Source organism: Bacillus aquiflavi, from assembly GCF_019915265.1.
Taxonomy (GTDB): domain Bacteria; phylum Bacillota; class Bacilli; order Bacillales; family Cytobacillaceae; genus Bacillus_BT; species Bacillus_BT aquiflavi.
On sequence record NZ_CP082780.1, the window covers coordinates 388,375 to 413,478 of the forward strand.

Below are 25,104 nucleotides of genomic sequence, written 5' to 3' on the forward strand. Positions count from 1 at the left end.
AGTAAAGCATTCTTTTATAAAAATTCGTTCCATTATTTTCTTTAAATAAGCACATTAATTTCAATGTTTTCTCACAATTATTTGATAATTTATGTTTGGTTAGTATAATCTTTGAAGGAATATTTTACTTAATAGAATTTTCTATAAAGAGTTAGTTGTTCTTTAGAAAGAGAAAAGGGTGTGTAACATGCTCGATTCGGATGATAAGCAATGTAAGGTTCAGAAGAGAAATTGGCTGTTGTATGCCATGATGTTTTTTGCTGTTTTTTTTGTTCTTTTTCAAAAGCCTGCTTTCGCTCATGAGTTAGTCGTTGAGGAAGGACAATCCATTCAAGCGGTGATTGATCAGGCGGCGGCTGGAGCAAAAATAGTCGTTCCAAAAGGGGTTTTTAAAGAGAATTTGACGATTTCAAAGCCAATTACAATTGCCGGAATGGAAGGCGCTGTCATTGATGGAGGCAATAAAGGAAACGTCATTACTGTCAATGAGGCTGACAACGTTGTGATTACAGGACTTACCATTCAAAACAGTGGTTCAGCCGAAAAAGACAGTGGGATTTATCTCGTCAAAGGAACAAATAATCGGATCGAAGGAAATCGCTTTATTAACAATCATTTCGGTATAAATGTTGATAAAGGGACAGATCATCTCATTGTTAATAATGAAATTAAAGGGGATGCAACGCATTTTTCAAAAAGAGGAAATGGGATTCACCTTTTTAAAGGTAGTGGTCATTTCATAAAAAACAATCAAATTGATAGCGTCCAAGATGGGGTGTACTTTGATTTCACGAAAAAAATTCATGTTGTGAACAATTCGATTAAATCTTCTCGATATGCTCTTCATTATATGTTTAGCGGAGATATTCTAACTGAGGAAAATAACTTAACGGAAAATGTAACTGGTTTGATGGTGATGGATTCAAATAGTTTAAAGTTTTTAAATAATGTTGTAACAGACCATTTCCATTTTAGAGGATTTGGAGTGTTAATTTACGATGCAAAAGATATTTATTTGGAAGGAAATGAAATCATCCGCAACAGTACTGGAATTTCATTTGAAAAGGGTGTTAATACAGAAACAGTTAAAAATATTATCGCTGCTAATCAAGTCGGACTTGAATTTATCGGAGAAAATTCAGGTAACATTTTTTCAGAAAATAATTTTATTTCAAACATCGTTCAATCGAAAATTGCCAATGAAAAGATGCGTTTAGATAACGGTAAACTTGGAAACTACTGGGATGATTACGGGCAATTTGATGTTACTGGAGATGGGATTGGCGAAACGTATTATAAGGCAGGATCGCTATATGATCAGCTACTGCGAAAACAGCCGTATTGGCAATTTTTCTTTGAAAGTCCAGCAGTGAAGTTGTGGAGTAAAGCAGAATCGTTATTTCCTTCATTAGGATCAGCAAATGTGTTTGACGAACTGCCAGCTATCGAGCCTTTTCCATTAAGTAAGCAAAAATCAGTAAAGGAACATGGCAGAAGCGGAATGGTGATTTTAACTGCAGCAGTTTTATTATTAGTAGCTTCAATTACGATAATTAAAGGAAGGAAGTTATCATGAAAGCAAAATTTTTTGTCATTGTTATTGTTATTCTGTTATTAACAGCATGTGGAAAAGATCAGGCGTATGAGCCTGAGGATATTAATCCTGAAGTTGATGTTTGTGAAGTATGTAATATGAGTATTGCTAGTGAGATGTACGCTACACAGCTAATGATGAAAGACGGTGAAGTGTATAAATTTGATGATATTGGTTGCATGATAGAGTTTATTGAAAAGGATCAAAAAGATGGGGATCTTGCAAAAAAGTATGTTCGCGATGTTGAGACAGGCGAATGGGTTGAATTAGACAAAGCATATCACGTATATGATCCTGACATTTGGACACCGATGGCTAATGGTGTAATTAGCTTTGAAACGAAAGAAAGAGCAGAAGATTATATAAAAAAGGAAGGAATGGGCGAGCTTTATAATTATGAAAAACTGCAGAAACATAAATGGGGTTGGGAATAATGGCGATTTATCATGTTTCGCGGCAACAATTAACATTAATTTTAAGAAGCAAATGGTTAACTAGCTTTGGTATTCTTTTTACTGTTCTTGCTGTCATGGTGGCCTATTTTGGCCACTCCGGTCATTCCGGCTTTGAGGGCTTTAATCGGATGACAGCGAGCTTGTTAAATTTAAACTTAATGCTTATCCCTTTAATTTCTTTATTAATAGGGAGTCTTTTTTTAGCTGGTGAGAAAGAGGATCGGGGTCTTACTTTAATGCTCACTTATCCGCTACATCCGCGCACAATTTTAATTGGCAAATATATCGGTCTATTTGTTGCGGTATGGTCTGTGCTGACATTTGCCTACGGAGCAGCTGTTCTTGTTATGTATTTGATTAATAGTACAGCTTCGATTACTTCTTTATTGCTCTTTTACTTGTTCTCGATCTTATTAGCAGCGGTCTTTTTATCTTTGTCTATGTTGATTGGAATCTCGTCAAAAACCCGCTTTCAGGCGTTAGGAGTAAGTTTAATCGTTTGGGCATTTGCGGTATTATTCTATGAGTTTATCGTAATGGGTTTAAGTTTAATAGCAGCAAAACAATTAATTTTGCCAATGTTTACTGTATCCATTTTTTTAAATCCTGTTGAGCTAATTAGGGTATGGGCGATTTTATCAATGGACGGAGCGGCTGTTTTCGGTCCTAAACTTTATGATTTAACGATATGGGCGAACGGCTTGATTGGTCAATTATTATTTGTTTTATCAGTAATTTTTTGGTTTGTTACGCCAATTTTACTGAGCAGCTTTCTTCTAAATAGGGGGATTAGCGATGAATGAGCAGGTTTTTATTCAATTAAACAATATTGCGAAGCATTATAATAAATTTAATCGAGTGGATGAAATTAACTTTTCTATTAATAAAGGAGAAATATTTGCATTATGCGGCGGAAATGGAGCAGGGAAAAGCACTTTAATAAAAATATTGACCGGCATTTTAAAGCCAACAGCTGGAGACATTTTTGTTAACGGTCAAAAAGCAAATCCTATGAGTAAACATTATAAGGAAATGTTTGCTTATATGCCGGATGATATGCTATTCCCGAAGCAACTGACAGGATATGAAATACTGAGTTTTTTCGGAAAGCTCCGTCAAGTTTCAAATGAAAAAGTGAACGCTGTTTTAAATGCAGTTGGCTTAGCTGAAGATGGAAAAAAGATGATTAAGCACTATTCTAAAGGAATGCAACAACGGTTATCTTTAGCACAAGCACTACTTTCAGATGTGAAGTTCATTATTTTAGATGAACCTACAAATGGTTTAGATCCTTATTGGGTATATCGTTTTAAGGAATTGATTTTAGAAGAAAAGCGAAAAGGAAAAACCATTTTATTTACGACTCATATTTTAACACTCGTTGAAGAAATCGCTGATCGTGCAGCATTTATGGAACGGGGAAATGTCATTATTTGTGAAGAAGTTAAGAAACTGACGAATAAGAATGGAAAAGCGGTATCGTTAGAAAAGGTGTTTTTTCAAAAAACAAATATTAAATGGATAACAAAACAACAGTTTTTATATAAGCTATCTTTGTAGACAAAAATAATCTTTGAGCAGCTATCCTTGAGACTAGTTGAGGGCGCGCAGCACGAAGCGGTGTGTTTATGAGCTAATAATGAAGGGCAAGTAACGAAGATTGAGGACGTTTGTCAACAGTTTGAAACGGGGTTATCGCAAAGGGGCAAAAGACAATCAAAATTAATAGATCAGCATTCTTGAACGTAAAAAAGGGATACCCAATAGCCGAAAATTGACTGATTGGATATCCCTGCTTTTTTGGGAAGGGTCAGTTGAGATTTCTATGAAAAGTAAAATATGAGTGTTAAGTATTAAATGTTCGTTTTTTACGAAATAAAGTAGTGTTATGATTTGTTGTAATCTTTTTTAATTTTTAATGTCCGCCATGTTCGTCTTTGGCATCTTCATCTGTCTCGTCATGGCCGTGTGCCTCGCCATTTTGGTTTTGCATTTTTTTCATGTAACGTTCGTTGGATACTTTGTCAATTTCGTCCCAAGATGAAAGAGCTGCATTTTTATCACTATTTTCTTCAATAAATTTGTTTGCACTCTCTTCATCTTTAAAGAAAGCATAACCATACTTCATTGGTGTTTCAAATTCACCTTTTACAATGACTGCACTATCTGCGTCGATCCATTCTTTCGTTTCATGATCGCGAACCCATTTCGTATTAAAATGTTCTTCTAACTGCCGCTCCATATTTAATAAACAGCCAGAGTCGTCAAAAAATAAATGTTCGCCATCTTTATTAATTGCTTGGACAGTAAATACTCCCATTTCATGGTCGCTTCCGTATACTTCCATGTTGCAAAATGCACATTTATCAGATTCGGTTGGTTCTTTTGGTGTTGCATCAGCCTCATCGGATGATTCATCATCCTTATCTTTTACTTCAGTTGCTGCTGTTTCTTCCGTCTTCGGAGACTGATCTTCCTTTTTTTCAGATGTGTTGTCACTTTTACCGCATGCGCTTATAAATAGGGCTGCAATGACAACTAAAAGTAACATTTGCTTTTTTTTCATTCAATCTTTCCTCCTTAGCGATATAATTCATATACAGAGGAAATAATAGCAAATATTTGTGAGAAAAGTGAGAAATTTTTGAGTTATATATGTGAGAAATATGAAAAATGTTACAACTTATTTTAAAAGATAAAAAATAAGGAAAGGTTGCAAGTATAAAGACATATGTTTATAATATAAACATATGTTATAAGAGTGTGGATTGGGAGTGAGAGAGGTTAGATGAATAAAAAAGAGTTAGCTATTTTGCAATTTATTAATGAAGACCCCTTTATATCACAAAATGAGCTTGCGGAAAGAACTGGATTGTCACGTTCTGCTGTTGCAGGCTATATAAGCTCCTTAATAAAACAAGGCGAAATTCTTGGCAGAGCTTATGTTGTGCCGAAAAAAAAGCAACTTCTTTGTATAGGAGGTGCAAATATCGATCGAAAGATTCAAGTAGCAACAAAGCTTGAATTTGGTACATCTAATCCTGCAAAGAGCTCTCAGTCGCGTGGAGGTGTAGCAAGAAATATAGCTGAAAATCTCGGGAGACTTGGAATTGATTCTGCACTTATGACAGTGGTTGGAGAAGACCATCAAGGGCAATGGCTGTTAACGAATACAGAAACTTTTGTTGATATTGAACCATCCTTGTCGTTGCCGAATCTAGAAACAGGCACATATACTGCTTTATTGGACAAGGACGGCGAAATGGTTGTAGCACTTGCTGATATGTCAATTTATGATACTGTACAGCAGGAATTTATCGAAAAGCGTTGGGGATATATAGCAAATGCAGAAATGGTTCTTATTGATACAAACTTCCCGAAAGATGTGTTAAAACAAATAATTGATTTATGTCGGGAAGAACAAATTCCAATGTGTGTCGTCCCAGTCTCATCTCCTAAAGCAAGAAAATTGCCAAACAATTTATTAGGAGTCACATGGCTCATTGCAAATAAAGAGGAAGCAGAAGTTTTATCTGAAATAACGATTGAAAGCGAAGGCGATTTTTTAAAGGCAGCAGAGGAGATAATGAAAAAAGGTGTCGAAAAGGTTGTCATTACACGAGGAGATAAAGGTCTTGTTTATTATACAAAAGAAGGTGATGCAGGGGTATTATTACCGCCAAAAGTTAATATAACTGATGTAACTGGAGCAGGTGATTCATTAGTAGCAGGCATTATATATGGAGATTTAAACGGTTTAAGAACAGAAGATGCTTGTAAAATTGGCATGACTTGTTCTTTACTCACATTACAATCGCCTGAAACAGTAAATCCGATGTTAAATAAACATATGCTTCAACAATCATATAAACAACATTTCATCTAGAGGAGAGTACGTCTTATGGTAAAGAGTTGGCTTGAATATTCAATAGAAGTTTTAGAAGCAAAGAAATTAAAGAAGCCGATTGTTGCCCTTGAGTCAACAATTATTGCGCACGGAATGCCTTATCCGCAAAATGTTGAGACTGCTAAAGAAGTTGAAAATATTATTCGAGAAAATGGAGCGGTTCCAGCGACAATTGCGATTATAAATGGGAAAATAAAGATCGGCTTATCAAATGAAGAACTTCAATTTTTAGCAACAAGTGAAAATGTTCAAAAAGCGAGCCGCCGAGATCTGCCTTATTTAGTTGCTACTAAGAAAAATGGAGCAACAACAGTTGCTTCAACAATGATTTGCGCACAAATGGCTAATATTGAAGTTTTTGTTACTGGAGGAATTGGCGGGGTTCACCGTGGGGCTGAGAAGACAATGGATATTTCAGCAGACCTTCAAGAATTAGCAAGAACAAATGTTGCAGTTGTTTGTGCAGGTGCAAAGTCAATTTTGGATCTCGGTTTAACTCTTGAGTATTTAGAGACGCATGGAGTTCCAGTCGTTGGTTATGAAACGAATATATTCCCCGCCTTTTTTACGAGGAAAAGTCCATTTCATGTAAATTATCGTGTGAATTCACCGGAAGAAGCAGCGGAGATCATTCGGACAAAATGGGATCTTGGTCTTAACGGAGGATTAGTAATTGCAAATCCGATCCCGGAAAAGGACGCACTGAATGAAGCATTTATGAATAGTATTATTGAAGAAGCATTAAAACAAGCAAAAGAAAATCATATTACAGGTAAAGAGGTTACACCGTTTTTATTGTCTAAAGTAAAGGAATTAACAAATGGATCAAGCTTAAACGCAAACATTTCCCTAATTAAACATAATGCGGAAATTGGAGCTAAAATTGCGATTAGTTTGAAAAAATAAATAAACGACTGAGAGGGAACCAATAAAGGTACCTTCTCAGCCTTTATATTCGCAGCATGATGCGGAAACGAATAGAATTGACAACGGAGGAAATGCCTGGGTTTGTCAACTGTCTAAGCGGGAGAACTAATAACATATCTTCTTAAAATTCAATTCCTCTTCATTTTCATTCCACGATACTACTCGCCAGAACATTCATGTAAGAGACCGACTTGTGATAAAATGAAATGAAAGATATGATAGGTGGTAAAAGTGTGATGCTCACTCGTTCTCACCTTAAGAAAGTAACACTTTCGAAACGTTTAAAATAATGGAATAAATAGAGAGGTAGGATACAAAAATGATTGTATTAAAATCAACAAGAGAAATTGAAGGTATGAAAAAGGCTGGAGAACTGCTTGCTTCAGTACATAAAGAGCTTCGTAAATTAATTAAGCCAGGAGTTACAACGTGGGAAATCGAAGAATTTGTAGATGCATATTTGGAAAAGCATGGAGCGACAGCGGAGCAGAAAGGTTACAAAGGATATAAATATGCTACTTGCGCAAGTATTAATGATGAAATTTGCCACGGCTTCCCTCGCAAAGAACCATTGCGGGAGGGGGATATCGTAACGATTGATATGGTCGTAAACTTAAACGGATCATTGGCGGATTCCGCATGGACGTATCCGGTAGGGGAAGTTTCTGAACAGGTAGCAAAGTTGCTTGAAGTAACGAAGACATCTTTGTATCTCGCAATTGAACAAGCTAAAGTAGGCAATCGTATTGGAGACATCGGTCATGCAATCCAAACGTATGTAGAAAGCGAAGGTTTTTCTGTTGTCCGTGATTTTATCGGTCATGGGATCGGATCAAGCATCCATGAAAAGCCAGACGTCCCCCATTACGGCCTGCCAGGTAAAGGTCCTCGAATTAAAGAGGGAATGGTGTTTACAATTGAGCCAATGGTAAACATTGGTGCGTATCAAATGAAAATGGATTCAAATGGCTGGACAGCACGGACAGTTGATAGTAAATATTCTGCTCAATACGAGCATACAATTGCGATTACTAAAGAAGGCCCGCTCATTTTAACTGAACAGGACGAATAAAAAAAACAAAAGTATCGTCAGTTTACAAAGAAATGCATGAAAGCTTGTTCTTTTCGCTTCGGTCACGTGCTAGGCGTCAGTCTGAGTCATACTTCACTTGGTCTACAAACTGAGGCTAGCACGAGAAAATTTAAAAGAATCTAGAAAAGGCTCTTCAATTGCATAATTGGGGCCGCTTGTTTCAATTATTTAAGGGGGTGTCCAATCAGGCGATATTCGACGATTGGATGCTCCTTTTTATGTTCAAACGTTATGAGATATCAAACATTTGATATTCAATCTTATGTTTGCCCTTTCAAGCCAACCTCATTCTTATGAAAAATATCATTTTTTTCTTTTTAAGTTCAAAAAGTTCTGCGAATTTCTTCGGTATTGAATTCCTTTTTTTCGTTATAGTGAAGCTACATAGGTGTAATTGAAGGAGAATTTATATGAAAATAAAATGGTTTATTTTCTTTTTGAGCATAATGACAATTTCGTTCATTTTTTATAGCTTTATCGAAAAAAAAGCGGATCCTCCCATAAAAATAGGCGTCTTATTGATTGGAGAGAATCGCTATGAAAAACTTGCTGGATTAAAAAAGGGACTTGCAGATATTGGTTATAAAGATAAAGAGCTCACATATATCGTTAAAAATGCTAATGAACAACAAGATAAATTAGAAGTAATGATTACAAGTCTTTTAAACAAGCAGCCTCATGTAATTGTCACGCTTGGCGGGATTGAAACAGTGCAACTAAAAGAAAAATTGGAGAAAGAAAATCTATATATCCCTGTCGTATTTGCCGGTGTAGCCGCACCGAAGGAGTTAGGATTAATTAATGATTATCGAAGTCCAGGTGGACAGTATACAGGTATAAACAACTACCATACTAGTATTTCTGGAAAACGGTTAGAGCTATTTAAAGAATTAATTCCTTCACTAAAACGAGTTCATCTTCTTTACGATGAAGAAATTGAAGTGAGCCGTTAAAGCTTACAAGAAACTGTAGAAGCTGCTGGAAAGCTTTCCCTAGAAGTGATTCCGTGGAATGTTGCAGATCGTAGCTATAAAAATAAAATCGCCGAAAATATTGAAGAAAATGATGGACTGCTCATTTTGCCAAGCTTTCGAATCGAAGCGTTGACAGAGGAATTTATACAATTAATAAAGAAATATTATCTACCATCAATGGCACTATATGAGCACGAAGTAGAAAAAGGCTTTTTAGCAGGTCATGGAGCTAGTTTTTATGAACAAGGATATCAGGCTGCTCGTTACGTAAGCTCGATTGTTCAAGGAAATGCTCCTAAAGATTTACCAGTTGAACTGCCTGATAACATCCGATTTATGATAAACAAACAAGTAAGTGAACAACTAGGGGTTACTTTGAATCATGAGATGTTATCAAACGCAGAGCTTGTCCGCTTAAAAGAACCGGATAAGGGAGTTAAAGATAAATGAAAAGAATCATTAACTGGCTTCTTTCTCACCCGATCCGCAATAAAGTACTCGTATTTGGGGTGATGATGTCTACAATCCCTTTATTATCTATGAGTCTTTATTATTATTTTTATGTAAAAGCTGATTTAGAGGAACGAATTTTAGACAAGCAAGAGTTAATGCTGAAAAACTTATCAAATGAAATCGAGCTTGAATTTAATCAAACGTTGCAACAAATTCAATTACTCTCCTCAATTAACGACTCTAACAGTGAGAATGGCAGTTTCTATGAATTACTTCACAAAAATACTTCAATTGAAGAGATTGTCATGACAAATGAAGGCGGGATCGTCGAAAAACGTGTATCGCGCTTTAAGTTAAATTTAGCGCTTGAAAATGAAAAATGGTTTACAGATGAAATGTGGTATGATTTGCAAACAAACGATCAAGTTTATGGCGAAGTCGAGTTTAATGAATTGGGACAGCCTGTTATGAAGGCAGCTGTCCCATATATTGAGGCTGGAGAGAGAAAAGGAATCGGTGTCATTGTTCAACTGCAAAAAATAATTGGTAAAATTTCTTCCGCTCGCCACGACGATTCTTCTTATATATATTTAATAGATCAGAACGATCGAGTTATCGCTCATCAAGATTATAGCAAGCTTTGGCAAATTCAAACTGTTCCAAAGTCAAAAGACGTTCTTGGGGTAAAAACGAGGATAGATGATCTTAACTGGACTCTTGTCATGGAACAACCTACAGCAACAGCCTTTAGACCGATTAACGAGCTATTTCAGAATGGGTTAATTGTTGTTATTTTTATTACATTAATTGTAAGCCTTATTAGTGTGTATGCCGGTCTATACTTTACAACACCAATCGTTTTAATTGAGCGGGCAATGAAACGGTTAAAAATCGGCTATCGTACGAAACCGATTAACATATTACGAACGGATGAATTAGGAAAACTCGCTGTTTCGTTTAATGAAATGAGTGAGGAATTACAGGAAAAGTCTTTTAGACTTGAACAGGAGAAAGAACGGTTAAACGTAGTTGTGAACGGAATTGGTGCTGGTCTAGCGCTTGTAACAAAAGATTATGAAGTAACATGGATGAATCCGATTCTAAAGGAATGGCTTAATCGTAAGGAACTTTCGTTGCCTTGTTATTCACTTATCGGTGGAAAAAGAACGCCTTGTCAAGAATGTCCGATAACGTGCCCGGATTTACAAAATCATCAGGCTGATCGGTTTATGAAATTTACAATAAAATCAGGGGAAGAAAAGGTATTCCACCATCGTGTTTTTTCATTAAATCATACAATTGAAGCAGAAGGAGAGTTTCTCCTTGTAATTGAAGATGTAACAGAACAAAAGGAAATGGAAGAAAAAATCATCCAGACGGATCGGCTTTCTGCTCTAGGTCTTATGGCATCTAGTTTTGCTCATGAGGTTAACAATCCTTTAACAACCATTAATGTGTATGCTGAAGATTTGACAGATCGATTAGAATTAGAAGATTTGGAACGGGATGAAATCCAGTTTTACTTAAAAAAGATAAATGAAAATACCGAACGATGTAAGAAAATAACGAGGAATCTACTTAATTTTTCTAGAAAATCGAATTGGACAGTTACTCGTATTGACATATACGAAACGATCGAAAACAGTATTAATCTTGTTGATTACTTATTTAAAAAACATCAAATCCAGTTGCAACTTGAAATAGAACCTAATTTACCGCCAATTTTAGGGGATAGCTTAAACTTAATGCAAGTGTTAGTAAATTTACTTCATAATGGAATCGATGCAATAGAGGAAGAAGGAACAATGACGATTGCTGCATGTAAAGATCGAGAGTACGTTGTTTTAACCGTAAAGGATTCAGGTGTTGGCATTCGTAAAGAAGAGCTGTCAAAGCTGTTTGATCCATTTTATACGACGAAGCCGGTCGGGAAAGGAACAGGACTTGGTCTATCCGTATGCTACGGGATTATTCAACAGTTCGGCGGAGAGATCCAAATGAATAGTCAAGTAGGAGTAGGAACGACAGTCGAAGTTCGTTTACCGATTGCACCGAGAATAGAGGAGGAGAACGATGCGGATAACAAAGCTTTTAGTCGTCGATGATGAGAAAGATTTACTTGAAATTATTGTAAGGAGATTAAGGCGCAAAGGGTTTCAAGTTGATGAAGCAACAAATGCTGAAGAAGCGCTGTTGTTGTTAAAGAAAAATATTTATGACGTTGCAATCTATGATATTCGGCTGCCAAAAATGGACGGGATTTCGCTGCTAAAAGAAACGAAAATGATCCAACAGGAAACAGAGGTCCTCATGTTAACCGGCCACGGAACGATTGAAACAGCAATTAAGGCAATGAAGCTTGGAGCGTTTGACTATTTAACGAAGCCATACAACTTATCAGAGTTAGAAATGACAATCGCAAAGGCGAGTGAAAATAAATTATTAAAAGAAAAAAATGACAGTATGCGGAAAATAATTGAGCAGCAAAATAAATTTCACATTATTGGAGAAAGTTCAAAGTTTAAAGAGGTTCTTGAATTGACAAAAAAAATAGCTGATAGTGAAGTTCCTGTCTTAATCGAGGGGGAAAGCGGAACTGGAAAAGAACTATTTGCTAAAGCATTACATTATTGGAGCTGTCGAGCAGATGAACCATTTGTTGCTGTAAATTCTGGCGCTTTACCTGAACAGCTTTTGGAAAGTGAATTATTTGGTCATGTAAAAGGAGCGTTTACTGGGGCAAATAAAGATAAAAAAGGGTTAGTTGAAGCGGCTAATGGAGGGACTCTTTTTTTAGATGAGATTGGCGAGATGCCGCTTCCTGTTCAAGTGAAGCTATTAAGATTTTTAGAAACAGGTGAATTTAGACGGGTTGGAGATGTCCGCGAAAGAAAAGTACAAGTTCGGATTGTCACGGCAACAAATCGTTATCTTGAAAATGAGGTTGATAATGGGAACTTTCGCGATGATCTTTACTATCGCTTGAATGTTGTAAAATTAACCATACCACCGCTGCGGGAACGAAAAGAAGATATTCCTTTATTTATTGATTTTTTTCTACAAAAGGCAAATAAAACGTATAAAAAACTTTCAGCTGAAGCATTGAAGCAATTATCTACGTATGACTTTCCTGGAAATGTAAGAGAGCTTCACCATTTAATTGAACGCGGGTTATTATTGTCAAATGGAGACGTAATTGAGGCGGATGATTTACTTCTTCCGCGTCAAAAAGGGAAGATTTCTATGCTGAAAGAAACATCACGAACGTTAGAAGATCTTGAAAAAGAGCATATTTATGCTGTCTTAACTGATACGAACTGGAATAAGACGAAAGCGGCGAAAATATTAGGAATTAGTGTACGGAATTTATATCGGAAAATTGAACAGTTTCAATTTAAAGAATGATCAAGACAAAATGACAGGTGACAAATAAGCAAGACGTGACAAAATGTCACATGATGAAAGCGATTGCTCTCTGGGAACACCCGGATCAATCGCTTTTTTGTAGCTTATTTTAGTAATTACGAATTCATGAAACATACGCAAAATAAGCAGCAGGAATGGCTGTGATCTTTTAATTTTAAAATCAAAACCAAAATGGCATGAAACTTGCAAATAAATATAGTAAATAAACTTAAAAGGAGTGGGTGTCATGTTATCAAATATCGGTATCCCAGGCTTAATTTTAATTCTCGTATTAGCACTAATTATTTTTGGTCCAAAAAAATTACCCGAAATTGGCAGAGCCGTTGGTCAAACATTACAAGAATTTAAAAAATCCGCGAAAGAGCTGACAAGTGATGTAACAGAAGAGGTAGAGGAAGATATAAACGAAATTAAAAAGACAACGAAATAAGTAAGCAGAGGTGATAGAAATGGGGCTTTTTTCAAAAAAACAAGTACAGCCAAAAGAGTACAGCCAAATCATTGACAGCATCTTACCTAACCCTCGAAAAGAGTTGGCCAAATCTCCTTATGATTCAAAGCTTGGTTTAAATATGGCTCGTGATGCAAGAAAAGTATTAAGCGGTCAAATGAAAATTGCCGATTTTCATAAAGTATATTCGTCCTCATTAACAAAAGAATTCGGAAAGTATTATGCGGCAGGTGAGGAGCAACAGAAAAAAAATAACGGGAAAGGCCCAAAGTGGGTGATGGTCATTGATTTACAGAAATGCGTCGGGTGTGATACTTGTACCGTTTCTTGTAAGGCAGAAAATCGTACACCGCCAGGTATTTCTTATAACGTTGTGATGGAGCAAATGAGCGGGGATTTTCCAAACGTATCACTCGTCAACTTGCCGCGGCCGTGTATGCAATGTGATCAACCTCCATGTGTACAAGTGTGTCCGACAAGAGCAACGTATAAGCTTGATAATGGTATCGTTGCTATCGATAATGACCGCTGTATTGGTTGTCGTTATTGTATTGTTGCATGTCCATACGGTGCACGTTCATATGATTTTGGTGATAGCTACGAGGAAATGCTCGGCTACAATGATGTCACGAGCCCTGAGTACGGAGTAGATCGCGGCGAACGGAAGAAGGGGAAGACACCGGTCGGGACAATTCGCAAATGCAGCTTTTGTTTCCATCGCCTTGAGCGTGGTGAAGAACCGGCTTGTGTTGAAACATGTATCGGAGATGCCCGCTTTTTTGGCGATATTAATGATCCGAATAGTACCGTATCAAAGCTTGCCGCAAGTCCACGGGCGTTTCGTTTAAAAGAGGAGCTGGGAACAGAGCCAAGCGTTATTTACTTACGTTAGGAGGGAATGGAGTGGCAAATTTAGTTGAAGCACCAAAAAAATCAGCTGCATTTAAAATTTGGGTAACTTTCTTATTAATAGGCTTTGCGTTTGGCGGCTATTTTATCATTGAACGGTTAGTATTTGGTTTATCAACTACGAATCTATCAAGTATTACCCCATGGGGGGCATGGATTGCTTTTTATATATTTTTCGTTGGGCTAAGTGCAGGCTCGTTTCTATTATCGACATTAATTTTCGTATTCGGAATGAAGGAATATGAGCGAATCGGTAAAGCGGCGTTGTTTACTGCAATTGTTTGTATGATTGTTGCATTAACTTTCGTTTTAATGGATTTAGGGCGCCCTGAACGATTTCTCAATGCAGTTATTTATTGGAACGTAACTTCTGCTCTCGCTTGGGAAGTCCACTTTTACCTAGTCTATATTGCACTTTTAAGTGTTGAATTATATATAGCGATGCGTGAAGATTTAGTTCAGTTAGCTCAAAAATATAATTATACAATAAAAGGAAAAATAGCTAAGCTAATCACCTTTAAAAATGCGACAATTAATGCTTACACGAAAAAACGTGATCATATGTGGATGAAAATACTTGGAACAATTGGCATTCCGATAGCTATTATCGGGGTCCACGGCGGAACAGGAACAATTTTTGCATTAGTAAAAGCGCGACCAGGCTGGAATACAGCACTGTTTCCAATTATTTTCGTCGTTTCAGCTATGGTGTCCGGGACAGCTTTATTGCTAGCTATGTATGTCATTAAGAAAAAAGCGCAGAAGCAGCCGATTGATATGAGAATGATTAAATCGTTAGCCAATTTAATGGTTGCTTTCCTCATGATCGATCTCGGTCTTCAATTTTACGAAAATTTAACGGCTGTATATGGTCTTGAGAAAGAGCATTTAAATACGTTAGGAACGATGATGGCAAGTCGTTACTCCTGGTCTTACTGGGGTATTCAAATATTCCTTGGCGCAGTTGTACCGATCACAATTGTTTTTTGGAAAAAAACAAAAAACTCAGCAAACGCCTTATTATTAGCGGCGATCTTAATTGTAATTGGCATCATTGGAGTCCGTTTTAATATCGTTGTGCCTTCACTTATCGTGCCGCTATTCCATGAGCTCCCATGGGGTGATTATTTTCCTACGTTAAGAGAGTGGATGGTAAGTATAGGTGTTGTCGCGATGGGGCTTCTTATTTATACATTTGGTGAAAAACTTCTTCCGATTGATGAAATGGATGCTAAAGAGGTGACGAGCGGTGGAAAATAAGAAAATGAATCGGCGAAGCTTTATAAAAGCATTGGGAGCTCTCGGGGCAATCGCCTTTGTTGGTCCAGCTTTTGTCGGTCCGATTAAACAAGTTGTCAATGGGGTATGGATTGATAAACCTCATGGCATAGGAACTGATTATCAAGATTATACGGCGGAAAATGTCATTTTTACATCGTGTCAGCAATGTAATGCTAGTTGCACAATTAAAGCCTATATTGTCGCTGGAAATCCTGCTGGTCCTTATTCATCTATCGTGAGAAAGATAGCTGGAAACCAATATAGTCCAATTGGACCGGTACCGTATGGCCATATTAACTACGATACACCGATTAAGCAAGCGGTGAAAGGAACGGGTGATGTGGCAAAATTAGGACGAGGTTATAGAGGCGGGCGTACATGTTTAAAAGGTCAAGCAGGGATTCAAACGGCATATGATGCATATCGGGTGCAAACACCGTTAAAGCGTGTTGGAGAACGAGGAAGCGGTGTATGGAAATCAATTAGCTGGGAAGAGGCTTATAAAGAAATATTAGACGGAAGTAAAACACTTGGGACTCCTGGTTTGAAAGAAATTTGGGCTTATGCTTCTGAGGACGTTGTAATGAAAGATTGGGAAAAAGTGAAGAAGGGTGAAATGGAGAAGGCTGTATTTTCCGCAAAGTATGAAGATGTATTAATTGATACAAACCACCCAGATTTTGGACCAAAGTCAAATCAAATCGTTGTAATGGCGGGACATCGGCGGGAATTTATTGAACGGCTTGCTCTCGGCAGTATCGGAACTGCGAATTTCTTTGATCATGGCGGTTATTGTGGAATTATGAGTGTAATGGGCAATGTCCGTTCACATGATGCAACAAAACAGAAAAAGCGGATGATTCCAGATTATGAAAATGCTGAGCTCGTTATCGTTTGGGGGACAAATCCATTAGTTGCAAACAGGGGCCCGACAACATTTGCTCCGCAAATTACAAATGCAATTGAACGCGGAATGAAGATGATCGTTATTGATCCGCGTTTTAGCAAGACGGCTGAAAAAGCACATATGTGGGTACCAGTAAAACCGGGAGGTGATGGTGCACTAGCTCTGGCAATGTGCCGCTGGATCATTGAAAATCATCGTTACGATGATGTGTATTTAACAAATCCAAACAAAAATGCTGCAGCGCTTGACGGAGAAGTAACTTGGAGTGATGCGACTTATTTAGTGAATGTAAGTGATCAAAAGCGCCCCTTCCTTCGTGCAGCAGATCTCCGTTTAAATGGCGGAGAAGAATCGTTTGTCGTTTTCGAAAATGGAAAACCAGTTTTACATGCAAATGCAACAAAAGGTGATCTTGAAGTTGATACAGAAATAAACGGAATAAAAGTAAAATCAGTGTTTAAGATTTTTAAAGATAAAGTAATGGAAAAATCATTTGAAGAATATTCAAGCCTATGTGATGTTCCGGTTGAACAAATCGTCCAATTAGCACGTGAATTCACTTCACACGGTAAAAAGGTTGGAATTCACTCTTACCGCGGTCCAGCAATGCATGCAAATGGATATTACAGTGTTCGCGCCATTAATATGTTAAACCATCTAGTCGGTAACCACGATTGGAAGGGTGGGGATACGGCAATGGGCGGAAAATATAAAGCGACAGAGGGACGGTACGATTTAGTAACAGTACCGAATGCAAACCATTCTTGGGGCATCCCGGTAACTAGACATAAAGTTCCGTATGAAAAAACATCCTTATTTGAAAGGGACGGTTATCCAGCGAAACGCCCTTGGTATCCTATTGGAAATAAACTCATTCATGACGTGCTTCCAAGTGCAGCAGAAGGGTATCCGTATAAAATTCGGGCCATCCTTTTAAATCGAACATCGCCAATTATGTCAGCACCACGCTCACATATGCAGGAAAAATTTATTAGAGATCCAAAAGTTGTCGAGCTTGTTGTCTCATCCGATATTGTAATAGGGGAAACAACAAAGTATGCCGACTACATTTTGCCAGACTTATCTTACTTGGAAAGCTGGAATGCAGAGGATATTTTCCCAATTTTAAAATATAAATTTGCTGGTGTCATTCAACCAGTTACACGTGTTGTACCTAATGCAAGACAAACGGAACAAATATATATTGATCTTTTAAAGGAAATGGGGCTTCCAGGCGTTGGCGATCACGCTTTTACAGATGGTTCACCACTTCATTGTCCAGAGGATTACTATATTAAAAGAATTGCAAATATTGCTTTTGATGGTGATAAGCCAGTAAAAGATGCAAATGCAGAAGAATTAACGCTGTTTGAAAAAGCCCGCAAAAATGCTTTAGGAAAATACTTTGACATGAATAAGCTAAAAAATGCAGTAAAGCCGGAGGAATGGAAAAAAGTCGTTTACGTCTTGAACCGCGGCGGCAGGTTTGAACCGCAAGGAGATGAGTATATAGGTAATCATCTTAAATATCAGTTTGGTCAGCTTGTTCATTTCTATGATGAAAAAGTGGCCGGCTTTAAAAGTGCATATACTGGCGATTTTTTTGAAGGAGTTCCGATTGCTGATGACATCAAACAGTATAATGGAAAAGTGTATATGTCAGTTAAACCGCTGCAGTTTATTAATTGGAAGTCGCGCAACGTCGCAACTCACCGAACTGAAAATAATGCATGGTTAAGAGAGATACGATCAGAAAATTATGTATGGGTCAATCCGATAGATGCAAAGAAAAAAGGAATTGCTACTGGAGATACGGTATTAATCGTTTCCAATAGCGCAAAAGCAAAGGGCACAGCACTAGTGACTCCAGGAATTAAGCCCGGTGTCGTTGGCGCAAATTATAGCTTTGGCCATTTTGCTTACGGAGCAAAAAATGTAAAAATCGATGGGAAAGTAGTAAAGGGAACAAAGAAAAATGGTCATTTGCCATTTGAATTTGACAAGCCGCTTCATGAAGAGTCCGGCTATGGACAGCCGCGTGGAAAAGGCTTCTCTGTCAATGCGTTAGCCGAGAAAGACGATAGTTATTTTGAAGGATTTCTCGCCGATTCAATTGCGGGCGGACCAGCGCAGCAAAATGTTTACGTCGATATTCAAAAAGTAGAGAGGTGAATAGCAATGATGGGAATGAAGGAAGAATGCTCTGGAAAATTAGCGCTTGCAAATATATTATCAAGTATATGGTTTGGAGATTGGGAGCATTATGAAGAAATTTTTAAGCAAATGCCTAAGAAAGTAAAAAAGCAGTTCGTGTTTCATCGATATTATAATCGGGAGCAAGTGAAGCTTTGGTATGAAAATCATTTCTTCATTCCAGGGGATTATTTTGTTCCGCCGTACTTTTCATCATACGTATTAAATGATTGTAAAAAAGAAAAGAAAAAAGAAAATCTTCTCTGTTTAATTGGCATATATGAAAAAACAGGATTTTATTTCCCACTTGAAAAAGAGTATTACCCTGACCATTTCGGATGTTTAACAGCTTTTTTAAGCTCAGTGTTACAGGAGCAAATAAAGGCGATAAATTTAAACGAAACCGTTTATTTCAAGCAACTTCGTAAATTAGAAGAGAAAATGTTGATAGAATATATCATTCCTGTTTTGCAGCCTTTAAGTAACTATGCAAAGGGGAAAATTCGCCACCGCTTCTTTCAAGAATTTCTAACCTTTTTTAATGAAACGATGAGAAATGAGTGGTCAAGTGCCGCATCGTGAATAGTTTATTTGCGAAAGGCGTCCGAAATAGAATATTTCGGACGCCTAGACTGTTGTCAAACGAAGTCATGCATAACAAGTTCAATTCGCTTCCGCCTCATGCTGTACGCCCCGATTGATAAGCGTTTTCATTCAGCTTTTTAGCAATCTGCTTTAATTTGCTTTGGTGTAAAAATTCAACAATTCGGACACCATTTTCATTTTTTTGGAGAAAGTATGCCTTCCCTTACGCTTATTTTTTTCGAAGACTCCCTAATTCTTCTGCAATGGCTTGCATTTCATTTGGACTAAATGACGTCTTTTTCATTACAAGGTCAAAAATTTCTTTTAATTCTTCATACATTTCCTCATCAAAATGAGAAGGCTTTACAGCACCTAAGTTCAAGATTTTTAACTTGTTTTTATTTTTTTCTATCATATACTCAATGTTATCGGCAGTCTTTTTAGTTAAATCCAAATTGTCCATCCTCTCCTATGGAAGTTTTTCATTACAAATAATCTTTTCATTTTTAATTGCTGATGTCAAATAAAAATAAGGACAGTGATGAAAATGGAAAGTATATTTAACGTAAGGCTTGCATGGAAGGTACCAAATCGAGGAAAATGAAAAGAAGGAGGAATAATTGATGATTAAAGTTTTATTTGTTTGTCTTGGAAATATTTGTCGTTCACCAATGGCAGAAGCAATGTTTCGTCACCTTGTTAAGAGGGAAGGACTAGAAGATAAAATGGTTGTTGATTCTGCTGGAACAGGAAATTGGCACGTTGGCGAACCGCCGCATAAGGGAACTAGAGAAATTTTAAAGAAGTATGAAATTAACGGAGAAGGTTTGAAAGCCCGTCAAATAACGGCAGCTGATTTACATGAGTTTGATTATGTAATTGCAATGGACCGAACAAATGAGAACGATATTAAGCAGTTAGCAAAAGCACATCCAAAGGCATATATTGGGAGACTATTAGACTTTTCGAAAAATAGTCAGCTTAAAGATGTTCCTGATCCATATTTTACAGGGAACTTTGAAGAGGTATATGAGCTTTTGAAAGAAAGTTGTGAAATGTTATTACAATACATAAAAAAAGAAAATAAGCTTAACTAGGAGGAGAATAGATGGGAAATTCAAGTAAATTTATGAAAGGGATTATGTTAGGTGCAATTGTTGGAGGAATGCTCAGTTTACTAGATAAAAATACACGGCAATGTGTTTTTCAAAACTGTCGTGAAAGAAAAGATAAAATTGTTCACTTAATGAAAAATCCAAATATTGTTGTTGAGCAAGTAAAAGAAACAACTGGAAAAATGAAAACAACTTTTGAACAAGTCAATGAAGATGTTACATTTATAACTGAAAAAGTAAAAGAAGTGACACCTCAAGTAGTGGAGATTGTTCAAGAAACGAAAGAAACTTTTTCCTCTGAAAAATCAAAAATTGATGAATGAAATAGTTGGATATAAGGGTAAAAAAGGAGTTGAATAGGTATTTCCTAATTTTTATGGTACGAGCGATTCCGGTTTTTTTACGTGATTTAATCATGCGGATTCAGCGGCATGACGTCTCAGGTTTAGCTGCACAGCTAGCGTTTTTTTTCCTATTATCTCTTTTTCCACTGTTAATTTTCCTTATGACGTTATTACCTTTTATCCAGCTTTCTCAAGAAGATTTACTTGGAGTGATTCGCCATTTTGCTCCAGGTGAGACGATGCAGTTAATTGAGTCAAATTTGAATGATATTATGAGCAGTCAAAACGGAAAACTATTATCATTTGGAATTATTGCCACTCTTTGGTCTGCTTCAAATGGAATTAATGCAATTGTCAGGGCGTTAAATAAAGCTTATGATGTGGCAGAAAACAGACCATTTCTTCTCGCAAGAGGTATGGCCATCGTACTGACATTTTTAATGATTTTTGTATTTATTATTGCCTTGCTTCTTCAAGTGTTTGGCAGGGAAATTGGTGTTTTTTTGTTTACTTCACTTGGACTATCAGAACAATATTTATCAATTTGGAGTACTATTCGATTGTTGGCAAGCTCTCTTATCCCATTTTTAGTTTTTACCGTTCTTTATTGGGTAGCACCAAATAAAAAGCTATCGATGTTTAGCGCTATTCCTGGAGCTGTATTTTCAACGATAGGCTGGGCAGTTTCATCATTGGCTTTTTCATACTATGTAAGTAATTTCGGCCATTATTCAACTACATATGGAAGCATTGGGGCGATTATCGTTCTAATGATTTGGTTTTATTTATCAGGCATTATTATTATAATCGGCGGGGAAATCAATGCATTAATAACGTTGAAAAATAAGGAAAAAAACTTCGCCTCATAAATTAAATCACCTGCTTATTAGCATATTATGCAGCATCCTTAAATTTCCCGTTATGATAAAGCGTTCTTATCACAAACTATAAATGGAACACTTTAAGGAGGGATACGATGACAAAGCAATCGAGCAAAAATGGAGGAACGAAGCAAAAGGGAAAAGATCGTCCAAAACAGAAAACATCAAGCTCAGCAAATGGTCAAAATAGTTATCATTAAAAAAGCTTAGCACATTGTTTCGTTTGCTTGCACTTTGTTGTGAACACTTATTCAATTCGCTTTCGCCTTCTGTTGCGCATCTTACTGAGAAACGTTTTTCAACCAAGTATGAGGGCATTTGCTTTAAAAAAGCCGGCTTTATTTGCCGGCTTTTTAAACTGATGTTTATTGTTTTTTCAACAAACGCAAACCATTCAAAATGACTAAAATGGTGCTGCCTTCATGGCCAATGACACCGTACGGAAGGTCTAGTATTTGTAAAAAGTTTGATGCAATTAATAGCATGATCACGGCTAGGGAAAAAACGATATTTTGTTTGACGATTCGATTCATCCGCTTGGAAAGCCGGATTGCTTCAGCAATGCGCGGTAAGTCATTTTTCATTAAGACAATATCAGCTGTTTCAAGCGCAACATCAGTTCCTTCTCCCATTGCAATTCCGATATTAGCTGTTGCTAACGCTGGTGCATCATTAATGCCGTCCCCAACCATTGCCACTGTATCATAGCGTTTTTTTAGTTGCTTTAGCTCCTCTACTTTTGTTTCTGGCAAACATTCAGCAATATATTCATCAACATGAGTTTCAGCAGCGATAGCTTGGGCTGTTTTTTCACTATCACCTGTTAACATAATCGTATAGATACCTGCTTTTTTTAGTTCATCAATAGCTGCTTTCGTTTCTTCACGCACGACATCTTTTAAAGCGAGAACGGCAGCGACCGTGTTATTTTTTTTCACAAACACAATTGTTTTTCCTTCAGAAGCTAGCTGTTTTGCGACGCCGTTGGCGAAATTCCCTGCTTCTTCCTTCCCAACAAAATCAGCTTTTCCAATTTTCCACTCTTCTCCATCAACTACTGCTTTTACACCAAAACCAGTTACATCTTCAACTGTTTCAATGTTTAACAAATCACCATTGCCATGTTTTCTTGCGTATTTGACGATTGCTTGTGCAAGTGGATGGGTTGAATGATTTTCAATCGAACCTGTGACTAATAAAATGTTTTCTTTAGATAATCCTTCTTTTCCGACGAAGTCAGTTACTTCTGGTGTCCCTTTCGTCAGTGTACCTGTTTTATCAAAGGCGATCGCATTTAAATGACTTAAGTTTTCTAAATGCATTCCACCTTTGAAAAGAATACCATTTTTAGCCCCGTTCGAGATCGCTGACAGTGTAGCCGGCATAATTGATGCCATCAATGCACAAGGTGATGCAACAACTAGCAAGATCATTGCACGATAAAATGTGTCAGTCCAGCTCCATCCAAATAAATAATGGGGGAGAAACATCATCAAAATCACAACTGCTAAGACTACTTTTACGTATGTGCCTTCAAAACGTTCGATAAAAAGCTGAGAAGGAGATTTTTCACTTTGTGCAGATTGAACGAGCTCAATAATTTTATTAAACAGTGTTTCACTGCTAGGTTTTGTTACTTTTACTGTAATCGAACCAGTAATATTTACAGTAGTTGCAAATACTTCATGATCGAGTCCTTTAGAGACTGGCATCGACTCACCAGTAATAGCCGCCTCGTTAATCGTTGTTTGCCCTTGAATAATGACCCCGTCTGTCGGTACATTTTCACCCGGTTTAACTAAAATATGATCACCAACATTCAATTCTGACACGTGAACAATTTCTTCTTTGCCATCCGCTATTCGTAAAGCTTCCTCAGGCTGAAGTTCCATTAGAGATGAAATTTCTTTATGGCTTTTGTTCATTGTGTACGTTTCTAATGCACCGCTCAAAGAAAAAATAAAGATTAAAATTGCACCCTCAGCCCAATAGCCGATAATGGCTGAACCGATTGCAGCAAAAATCATGAGCATTTCGACATTAAGATCTTTATTTTTTATCGTTTCTTCTATACCTTCTTTAGCCTTTGCAAATCCGCCAATGACGAAAGCAAGCAAATACGCAACGATAGATGGAGTATTCATATTCGATTTATCTAATAACCATCCAGCTCCAATTAATATTCCACTCATAATGGCGGCGATTAATTCTCCATGCTGTTTCAACTTTTTCAGAAAGGTATTTTCATCTGCTTCTTTTTGTCTAATCAATGGTTTTGAATCACTGCAACTACTCATGCTTATCCCCTCCATATATATAATTAGTTTGGACTATATACAACAAATGATGTTAATTTTTTGTTGTAATTGAGAAAAATAATCACCTTCAATACTCCCTTAAAAACACGAAAGCTGTCATCAATTGATGACAGCAAAGCATAAAACGTAAAGGTATGATATTCAATTTTAAAAAGAAAGGCTTGTGCTTTTGTCCACTATTCTTTGTTAGAACATGATAATATTAATTGTTAGTTCTTTTAATATCATTCTAACGTATAAAGGAAGAATTTGCAATCAATATGGCACTATGAAACCGCCATATATAGAAAGGATCATATTCATGAACGCAAAAGCATTTTTTACTCATCCTCTCGGACTGATGATTTCTGCGGCGGGTGCAGCGTTTTTATGGGGAAGTGCATTTCCTTTTATAAAATTAAGCTATGAGAAGCTCGATATTAAGCCTGATGAAATTGGAGAGCAACTGCTGTTTGCAGGCTATCGGTTTTTACTCGCGGGTCTTCTGGTTTATTTTATTTTTCGCTTGCTAAAAAAAGATATGAAACTAAGAAGAGTTCATATCGTAACGTTAGTAAAAATCGGCGTTTGTACAAACTTTTTTTCAGTATGTGTTTTTTTACATTGGTTTAAGCTATTCTACAGGAATTCAAGGATCGATTATTGCAGGGACAACGTCTCTTTTCCAAATTATTATTGCTCATTTCATGTATGAAGATGATCGGGTAAATCGAATGAAAAGTATCGGTTTACTTATCGGCTTTTCAGGTGTAATCCTCGTTAATTTACCGAAAGGGGATTTACAGCTTTCATTCGGTATTGGTGAGATTTTACTATTATTCGCCATGGTTTCAGGAGCGTATGGAAATATTTTGGCGCGCAATGGAAGTCAGAAAATGGATGTCATTTATTTAACTTCGTATCAAATGATTCTTGGCTCTCTTGGATTAGTAGTTATTGGCGGAGTTACTTCCGGGTTTTTTCCATTTACTTTTGATATGCAATCATTCATGATTTTGTTATATTTAGCTTTTCTTTCGGCAGCAGGGTTTATTTTATGGAATAATGTAATGAAATATAATCAAGTTGGTAAAGTATCTCTATATTTATTCCTCATTCCAGTGTTTGGCGTTATTCTTTCAGCGATTTTACTAGACGAGACGCTTCATTATATTGTGTTTTTAGGATTAGCACTTGTCGTTTCGGGAATTATCATTGTGAACCGTCCAGCAGTAAAAAACACAGAAAAAGGACTCATAAAAAATAAAAAAAAACCTTGTTTTTTTTCTTAATTTATATTGGAAAAGCAAGG

Annotated in this window: 20 protein-coding genes and 2 pseudogenes; 19 read left to right on the plus strand and 3 right to left on the minus strand. The window is 36.9% G+C overall.

The window, feature by feature from the left end:
- The first annotated feature begins 187 nt into the window (after window positions 1-187).
- From K6959_RS01950 to K6959_RS01965, 4 genes are read left to right on the plus strand one after another with little or no spacing between them, the layout of a single operon-like run.
- Window positions 188-1,576: a right-handed parallel beta-helix repeat-containing protein gene (locus tag K6959_RS01950; RefSeq protein WP_163241195.1), complete on the plus strand. Its 1,389-nt coding sequence runs from the start codon at window positions 188-190 to the stop codon at window positions 1,574-1,576.
- Window positions 1,573-2,028 carry a nitrous oxide reductase accessory protein NosL gene (locus tag K6959_RS01955; RefSeq protein ID WP_163241198.1) on the plus strand — a complete coding sequence of 152 codons (456 nt, stop codon included), beginning with the start codon at window positions 1,573-1,575 and terminating at the stop codon, window positions 2,026-2,028. Before K6959_RS01950 ends, K6959_RS01955 begins: the two co-directional genes overlap by 4 nt.
- Window positions 2,028-2,852, plus strand: coding sequence for an ABC transporter permease (locus tag K6959_RS01960; protein WP_163241200.1), 825 nt, complete (start codon window positions 2,028-2,030; stop codon window positions 2,850-2,852). Before K6959_RS01955 ends, K6959_RS01960 begins: the two co-directional genes overlap by 1 nt.
- On the plus strand, window positions 2,845-3,609 hold the full coding sequence (locus tag K6959_RS01965) for an ABC transporter ATP-binding protein (RefSeq protein ID WP_223087478.1): 765 nt from the start codon (window positions 2,845-2,847) through the stop codon (window positions 3,607-3,609). Before K6959_RS01960 ends, K6959_RS01965 begins: the two co-directional genes overlap by 8 nt.
- A 355-nt stretch (window positions 3,610-3,964) precedes the next feature.
- Here the strand turns inward: K6959_RS01965 and K6959_RS01970 are convergent, their stop codons facing one another.
- Window positions 3,965-4,615 carry a nitrous oxide reductase accessory protein NosL gene (locus K6959_RS01970; RefSeq protein ID WP_223087480.1) on the minus strand — a complete coding sequence of 217 codons (651 nt, stop codon included), beginning with the start codon at window positions 4,613-4,615 and terminating at the stop codon, window positions 3,965-3,967.
- A gap of 222 nt (window positions 4,616-4,837) precedes the next feature.
- Here K6959_RS01970 and K6959_RS01975 point away from each other — a divergent pair, with 222 nt between their 5' ends.
- The 11 genes and pseudogenes from K6959_RS01975 to K6959_RS02030 all read left to right on the plus strand — a co-directional run bounded on the left by K6959_RS01975 (window position 4,838) and on the right by K6959_RS02030 (window position 19,152).
- On the plus strand, window positions 4,838-5,935 hold the full coding sequence (locus K6959_RS01975; RefSeq protein ID WP_163241206.1) for a carbohydrate kinase: 1,098 nt from the start codon (window positions 4,838-4,840) through the stop codon (window positions 5,933-5,935).
- Window positions 5,936-5,950: 15 nt separating this feature from the next.
- On the plus strand, window positions 5,951-6,862 hold the full coding sequence (locus K6959_RS01980; protein WP_163241208.1) for a pseudouridine-5'-phosphate glycosidase: 912 nt from the start codon (window positions 5,951-5,953) through the stop codon (window positions 6,860-6,862).
- Window positions 6,863-7,202: 340 nt separating this feature from the next.
- On the plus strand, window positions 7,203-7,955 hold the full coding sequence (gene map, locus K6959_RS01985) for a type I methionyl aminopeptidase (RefSeq protein WP_163241210.1): 753 nt from the start codon (window positions 7,203-7,205) through the stop codon (window positions 7,953-7,955).
- 467 nt (window positions 7,956-8,422) lie between these two features.
- Window positions 8,423-9,400, plus strand: a pseudogene (locus K6959_RS18660) (ABC transporter substrate-binding protein).
- Window positions 9,397-11,508: a PAS domain-containing sensor histidine kinase gene (locus K6959_RS02000; RefSeq protein ID WP_223087485.1), complete on the plus strand. Its 2,112-nt coding sequence runs from the start codon at window positions 9,397-9,399 to the stop codon at window positions 11,506-11,508. The pseudogene K6959_RS18660 and the gene K6959_RS02000 overlap by 4 nt, the downstream one beginning before the upstream one ends.
- Window positions 11,477-12,808, plus strand: a complete 1,332-nt coding sequence (locus tag K6959_RS02005; RefSeq protein ID WP_163241216.1) for a sigma-54-dependent transcriptional regulator — start codon at window positions 11,477-11,479, stop codon at window positions 12,806-12,808. Before K6959_RS02000 ends, K6959_RS02005 begins: the two co-directional genes overlap by 32 nt.
- A gap of 247 nt (window positions 12,809-13,055) precedes the next feature.
- Entirely contained in the window at window positions 13,056-13,259 is a 204-nt protein-coding gene (tatA, locus tag K6959_RS02010; protein WP_163241218.1) for a twin-arginine translocase TatA/TatE family subunit, read from the plus strand.
- A 19-nt stretch (window positions 13,260-13,278) separates the two neighbouring features.
- Window positions 13,279-14,172 (plus strand): 4Fe-4S dicluster domain-containing protein, encoded by an 894-nt coding sequence (locus tag K6959_RS02015; protein WP_163241220.1) that lies wholly within the window; start codon window positions 13,279-13,281, stop codon window positions 14,170-14,172.
- Between the two features lie 11 nt (window positions 14,173-14,183).
- Window positions 14,184-15,449, plus strand: coding sequence for an NrfD/PsrC family molybdoenzyme membrane anchor subunit (nrfD, locus tag K6959_RS02020; RefSeq protein WP_163241222.1), 1,266 nt, complete (start codon window positions 14,184-14,186; stop codon window positions 15,447-15,449).
- Window positions 15,439-18,549, plus strand: a complete 3,111-nt coding sequence (locus K6959_RS02025) for a molybdopterin-dependent oxidoreductase (protein ID WP_223087487.1) — start codon at window positions 15,439-15,441, stop codon at window positions 18,547-18,549. Before nrfD ends, K6959_RS02025 begins: the two co-directional genes overlap by 11 nt.
- Before the next feature lie 6 nt (window positions 18,550-18,555).
- Window positions 18,556-19,152 (plus strand): molecular chaperone TorD family protein, encoded by a 597-nt coding sequence (locus tag K6959_RS02030; protein ID WP_223087488.1) that lies wholly within the window; start codon window positions 18,556-18,558, stop codon window positions 19,150-19,152.
- A gap of 232 nt (window positions 19,153-19,384) precedes the next feature.
- On the opposite strand, the gene K6959_RS02035 is transcribed toward K6959_RS02030, so the two are convergent.
- On the minus strand, window positions 19,385-19,609 hold the full coding sequence (locus K6959_RS02035; RefSeq protein ID WP_223088278.1) for a DUF1128 domain-containing protein: 225 nt from the start codon (window positions 19,607-19,609) through the stop codon (window positions 19,385-19,387).
- 169 nt (window positions 19,610-19,778) lie between these two features.
- On the opposite strand from K6959_RS02035, the gene K6959_RS02040 reads away from it, so the two are divergent.
- The 3 genes from K6959_RS02040 to K6959_RS02050 are packed head-to-tail and all read left to right on the plus strand — an operon-like array spanning window position 19,779 to window position 21,483.
- Window positions 19,779-20,252 (plus strand): low molecular weight protein-tyrosine-phosphatase, encoded by a 474-nt coding sequence (locus K6959_RS02040; protein WP_163241230.1) that lies wholly within the window; start codon window positions 19,779-19,781, stop codon window positions 20,250-20,252.
- A gap of 11 nt (window positions 20,253-20,263) precedes the next feature.
- Window positions 20,264-20,593 carry a DUF1216 domain-containing protein gene (locus K6959_RS02045; RefSeq protein WP_223087489.1) on the plus strand — a complete coding sequence of 110 codons (330 nt, stop codon included), beginning with the start codon at window positions 20,264-20,266 and terminating at the stop codon, window positions 20,591-20,593.
- 53 nt (window positions 20,594-20,646) lie between these two features.
- Window positions 20,647-21,483, plus strand: coding sequence for a YihY/virulence factor BrkB family protein (locus K6959_RS02050; protein ID WP_223088280.1), 837 nt, complete (start codon window positions 20,647-20,649; stop codon window positions 21,481-21,483).
- A gap of 377 nt (window positions 21,484-21,860) precedes the next feature.
- Here K6959_RS02050 and K6959_RS02055 read toward each other — a convergent pair whose 3' ends face one another.
- On the minus strand, window positions 21,861-23,792 hold the full coding sequence (locus tag K6959_RS02055) for a heavy metal translocating P-type ATPase (protein ID WP_163241234.1): 1,932 nt from the start codon (window positions 23,790-23,792) through the stop codon (window positions 21,861-21,863).
- Window positions 23,793-24,114: 322 nt separating this feature from the next.
- Between K6959_RS02055 and K6959_RS02060 the strand changes: the two are divergent.
- Window positions 24,115-25,084, plus strand: a pseudogene (locus tag K6959_RS02060) (DMT family transporter).
- Window positions 25,085-25,104 lie beyond the last annotated feature (20 nt).

What these genes read in the sequence shown, in the direction of transcription:
- K6959_RS01950 (WP_163241195.1), top strand. Translation starts at nt 188, where the DNA reads ATGCTCGATTCGGATGATAAGCAATGTAAGGTTCAGAAGAGAAATTGG.
- K6959_RS01955 (WP_163241198.1), top strand. Translation starts at nt 1,573, where the DNA reads ATGAAAGCAAAATTTTTTGTCATTGTTATTGTTATTCTGTTATTAACA.
- K6959_RS01960 (WP_163241200.1), top strand. Translation starts at nt 2,028, where the DNA reads ATGGCGATTTATCATGTTTCGCGGCAACAATTAACATTAATTTTAAGA.
- K6959_RS01965 (WP_223087478.1), top strand. Translation starts at nt 2,845, where the DNA reads ATGAATGAGCAGGTTTTTATTCAATTAAACAATATTGCGAAGCATTAT.
- K6959_RS01970 (WP_223087480.1), bottom strand. Translation starts at nt 4,615, where the DNA reads ATGAAAAAAAAGCAAATGTTACTTTTAGTTGTCATTGCAGCCCTATTT.
- K6959_RS01975 (WP_163241206.1), top strand. Translation starts at nt 4,838, where the DNA reads ATGAATAAAAAAGAGTTAGCTATTTTGCAATTTATTAATGAAGACCCC.
- K6959_RS01980 (WP_163241208.1), top strand. Translation starts at nt 5,951, where the DNA reads ATGGTAAAGAGTTGGCTTGAATATTCAATAGAAGTTTTAGAAGCAAAG.
- map (WP_163241210.1), top strand. Translation starts at nt 7,203, where the DNA reads ATGATTGTATTAAAATCAACAAGAGAAATTGAAGGTATGAAAAAGGCT.
- K6959_RS02000 (WP_223087485.1), top strand. Translation starts at nt 9,397, where the DNA reads ATGAAAAGAATCATTAACTGGCTTCTTTCTCACCCGATCCGCAATAAA.
- K6959_RS02005 (WP_163241216.1), top strand. Translation starts at nt 11,477, where the DNA reads ATGCGGATAACAAAGCTTTTAGTCGTCGATGATGAGAAAGATTTACTT.
- tatA (WP_163241218.1), top strand. Translation starts at nt 13,056, where the DNA reads ATGTTATCAAATATCGGTATCCCAGGCTTAATTTTAATTCTCGTATTA.
- K6959_RS02015 (WP_163241220.1), top strand. Translation starts at nt 13,279, where the DNA reads ATGGGGCTTTTTTCAAAAAAACAAGTACAGCCAAAAGAGTACAGCCAA.
- K6959_RS02030 (WP_223087488.1), top strand. Translation starts at nt 18,556, where the DNA reads ATGATGGGAATGAAGGAAGAATGCTCTGGAAAATTAGCGCTTGCAAAT.
- K6959_RS02040 (WP_163241230.1), top strand. Translation starts at nt 19,779, where the DNA reads ATGATTAAAGTTTTATTTGTTTGTCTTGGAAATATTTGTCGTTCACCA.
- K6959_RS02045 (WP_223087489.1), top strand. Translation starts at nt 20,264, where the DNA reads ATGGGAAATTCAAGTAAATTTATGAAAGGGATTATGTTAGGTGCAATT.
- K6959_RS02050 (WP_223088280.1), top strand. Translation starts at nt 20,647, where the DNA reads ATGGTACGAGCGATTCCGGTTTTTTTACGTGATTTAATCATGCGGATT.
- K6959_RS02055 (WP_163241234.1), bottom strand. Translation starts at nt 23,792, where the DNA reads ATGAGTAGTTGCAGTGATTCAAAACCATTGATTAGACAAAAAGAAGCA.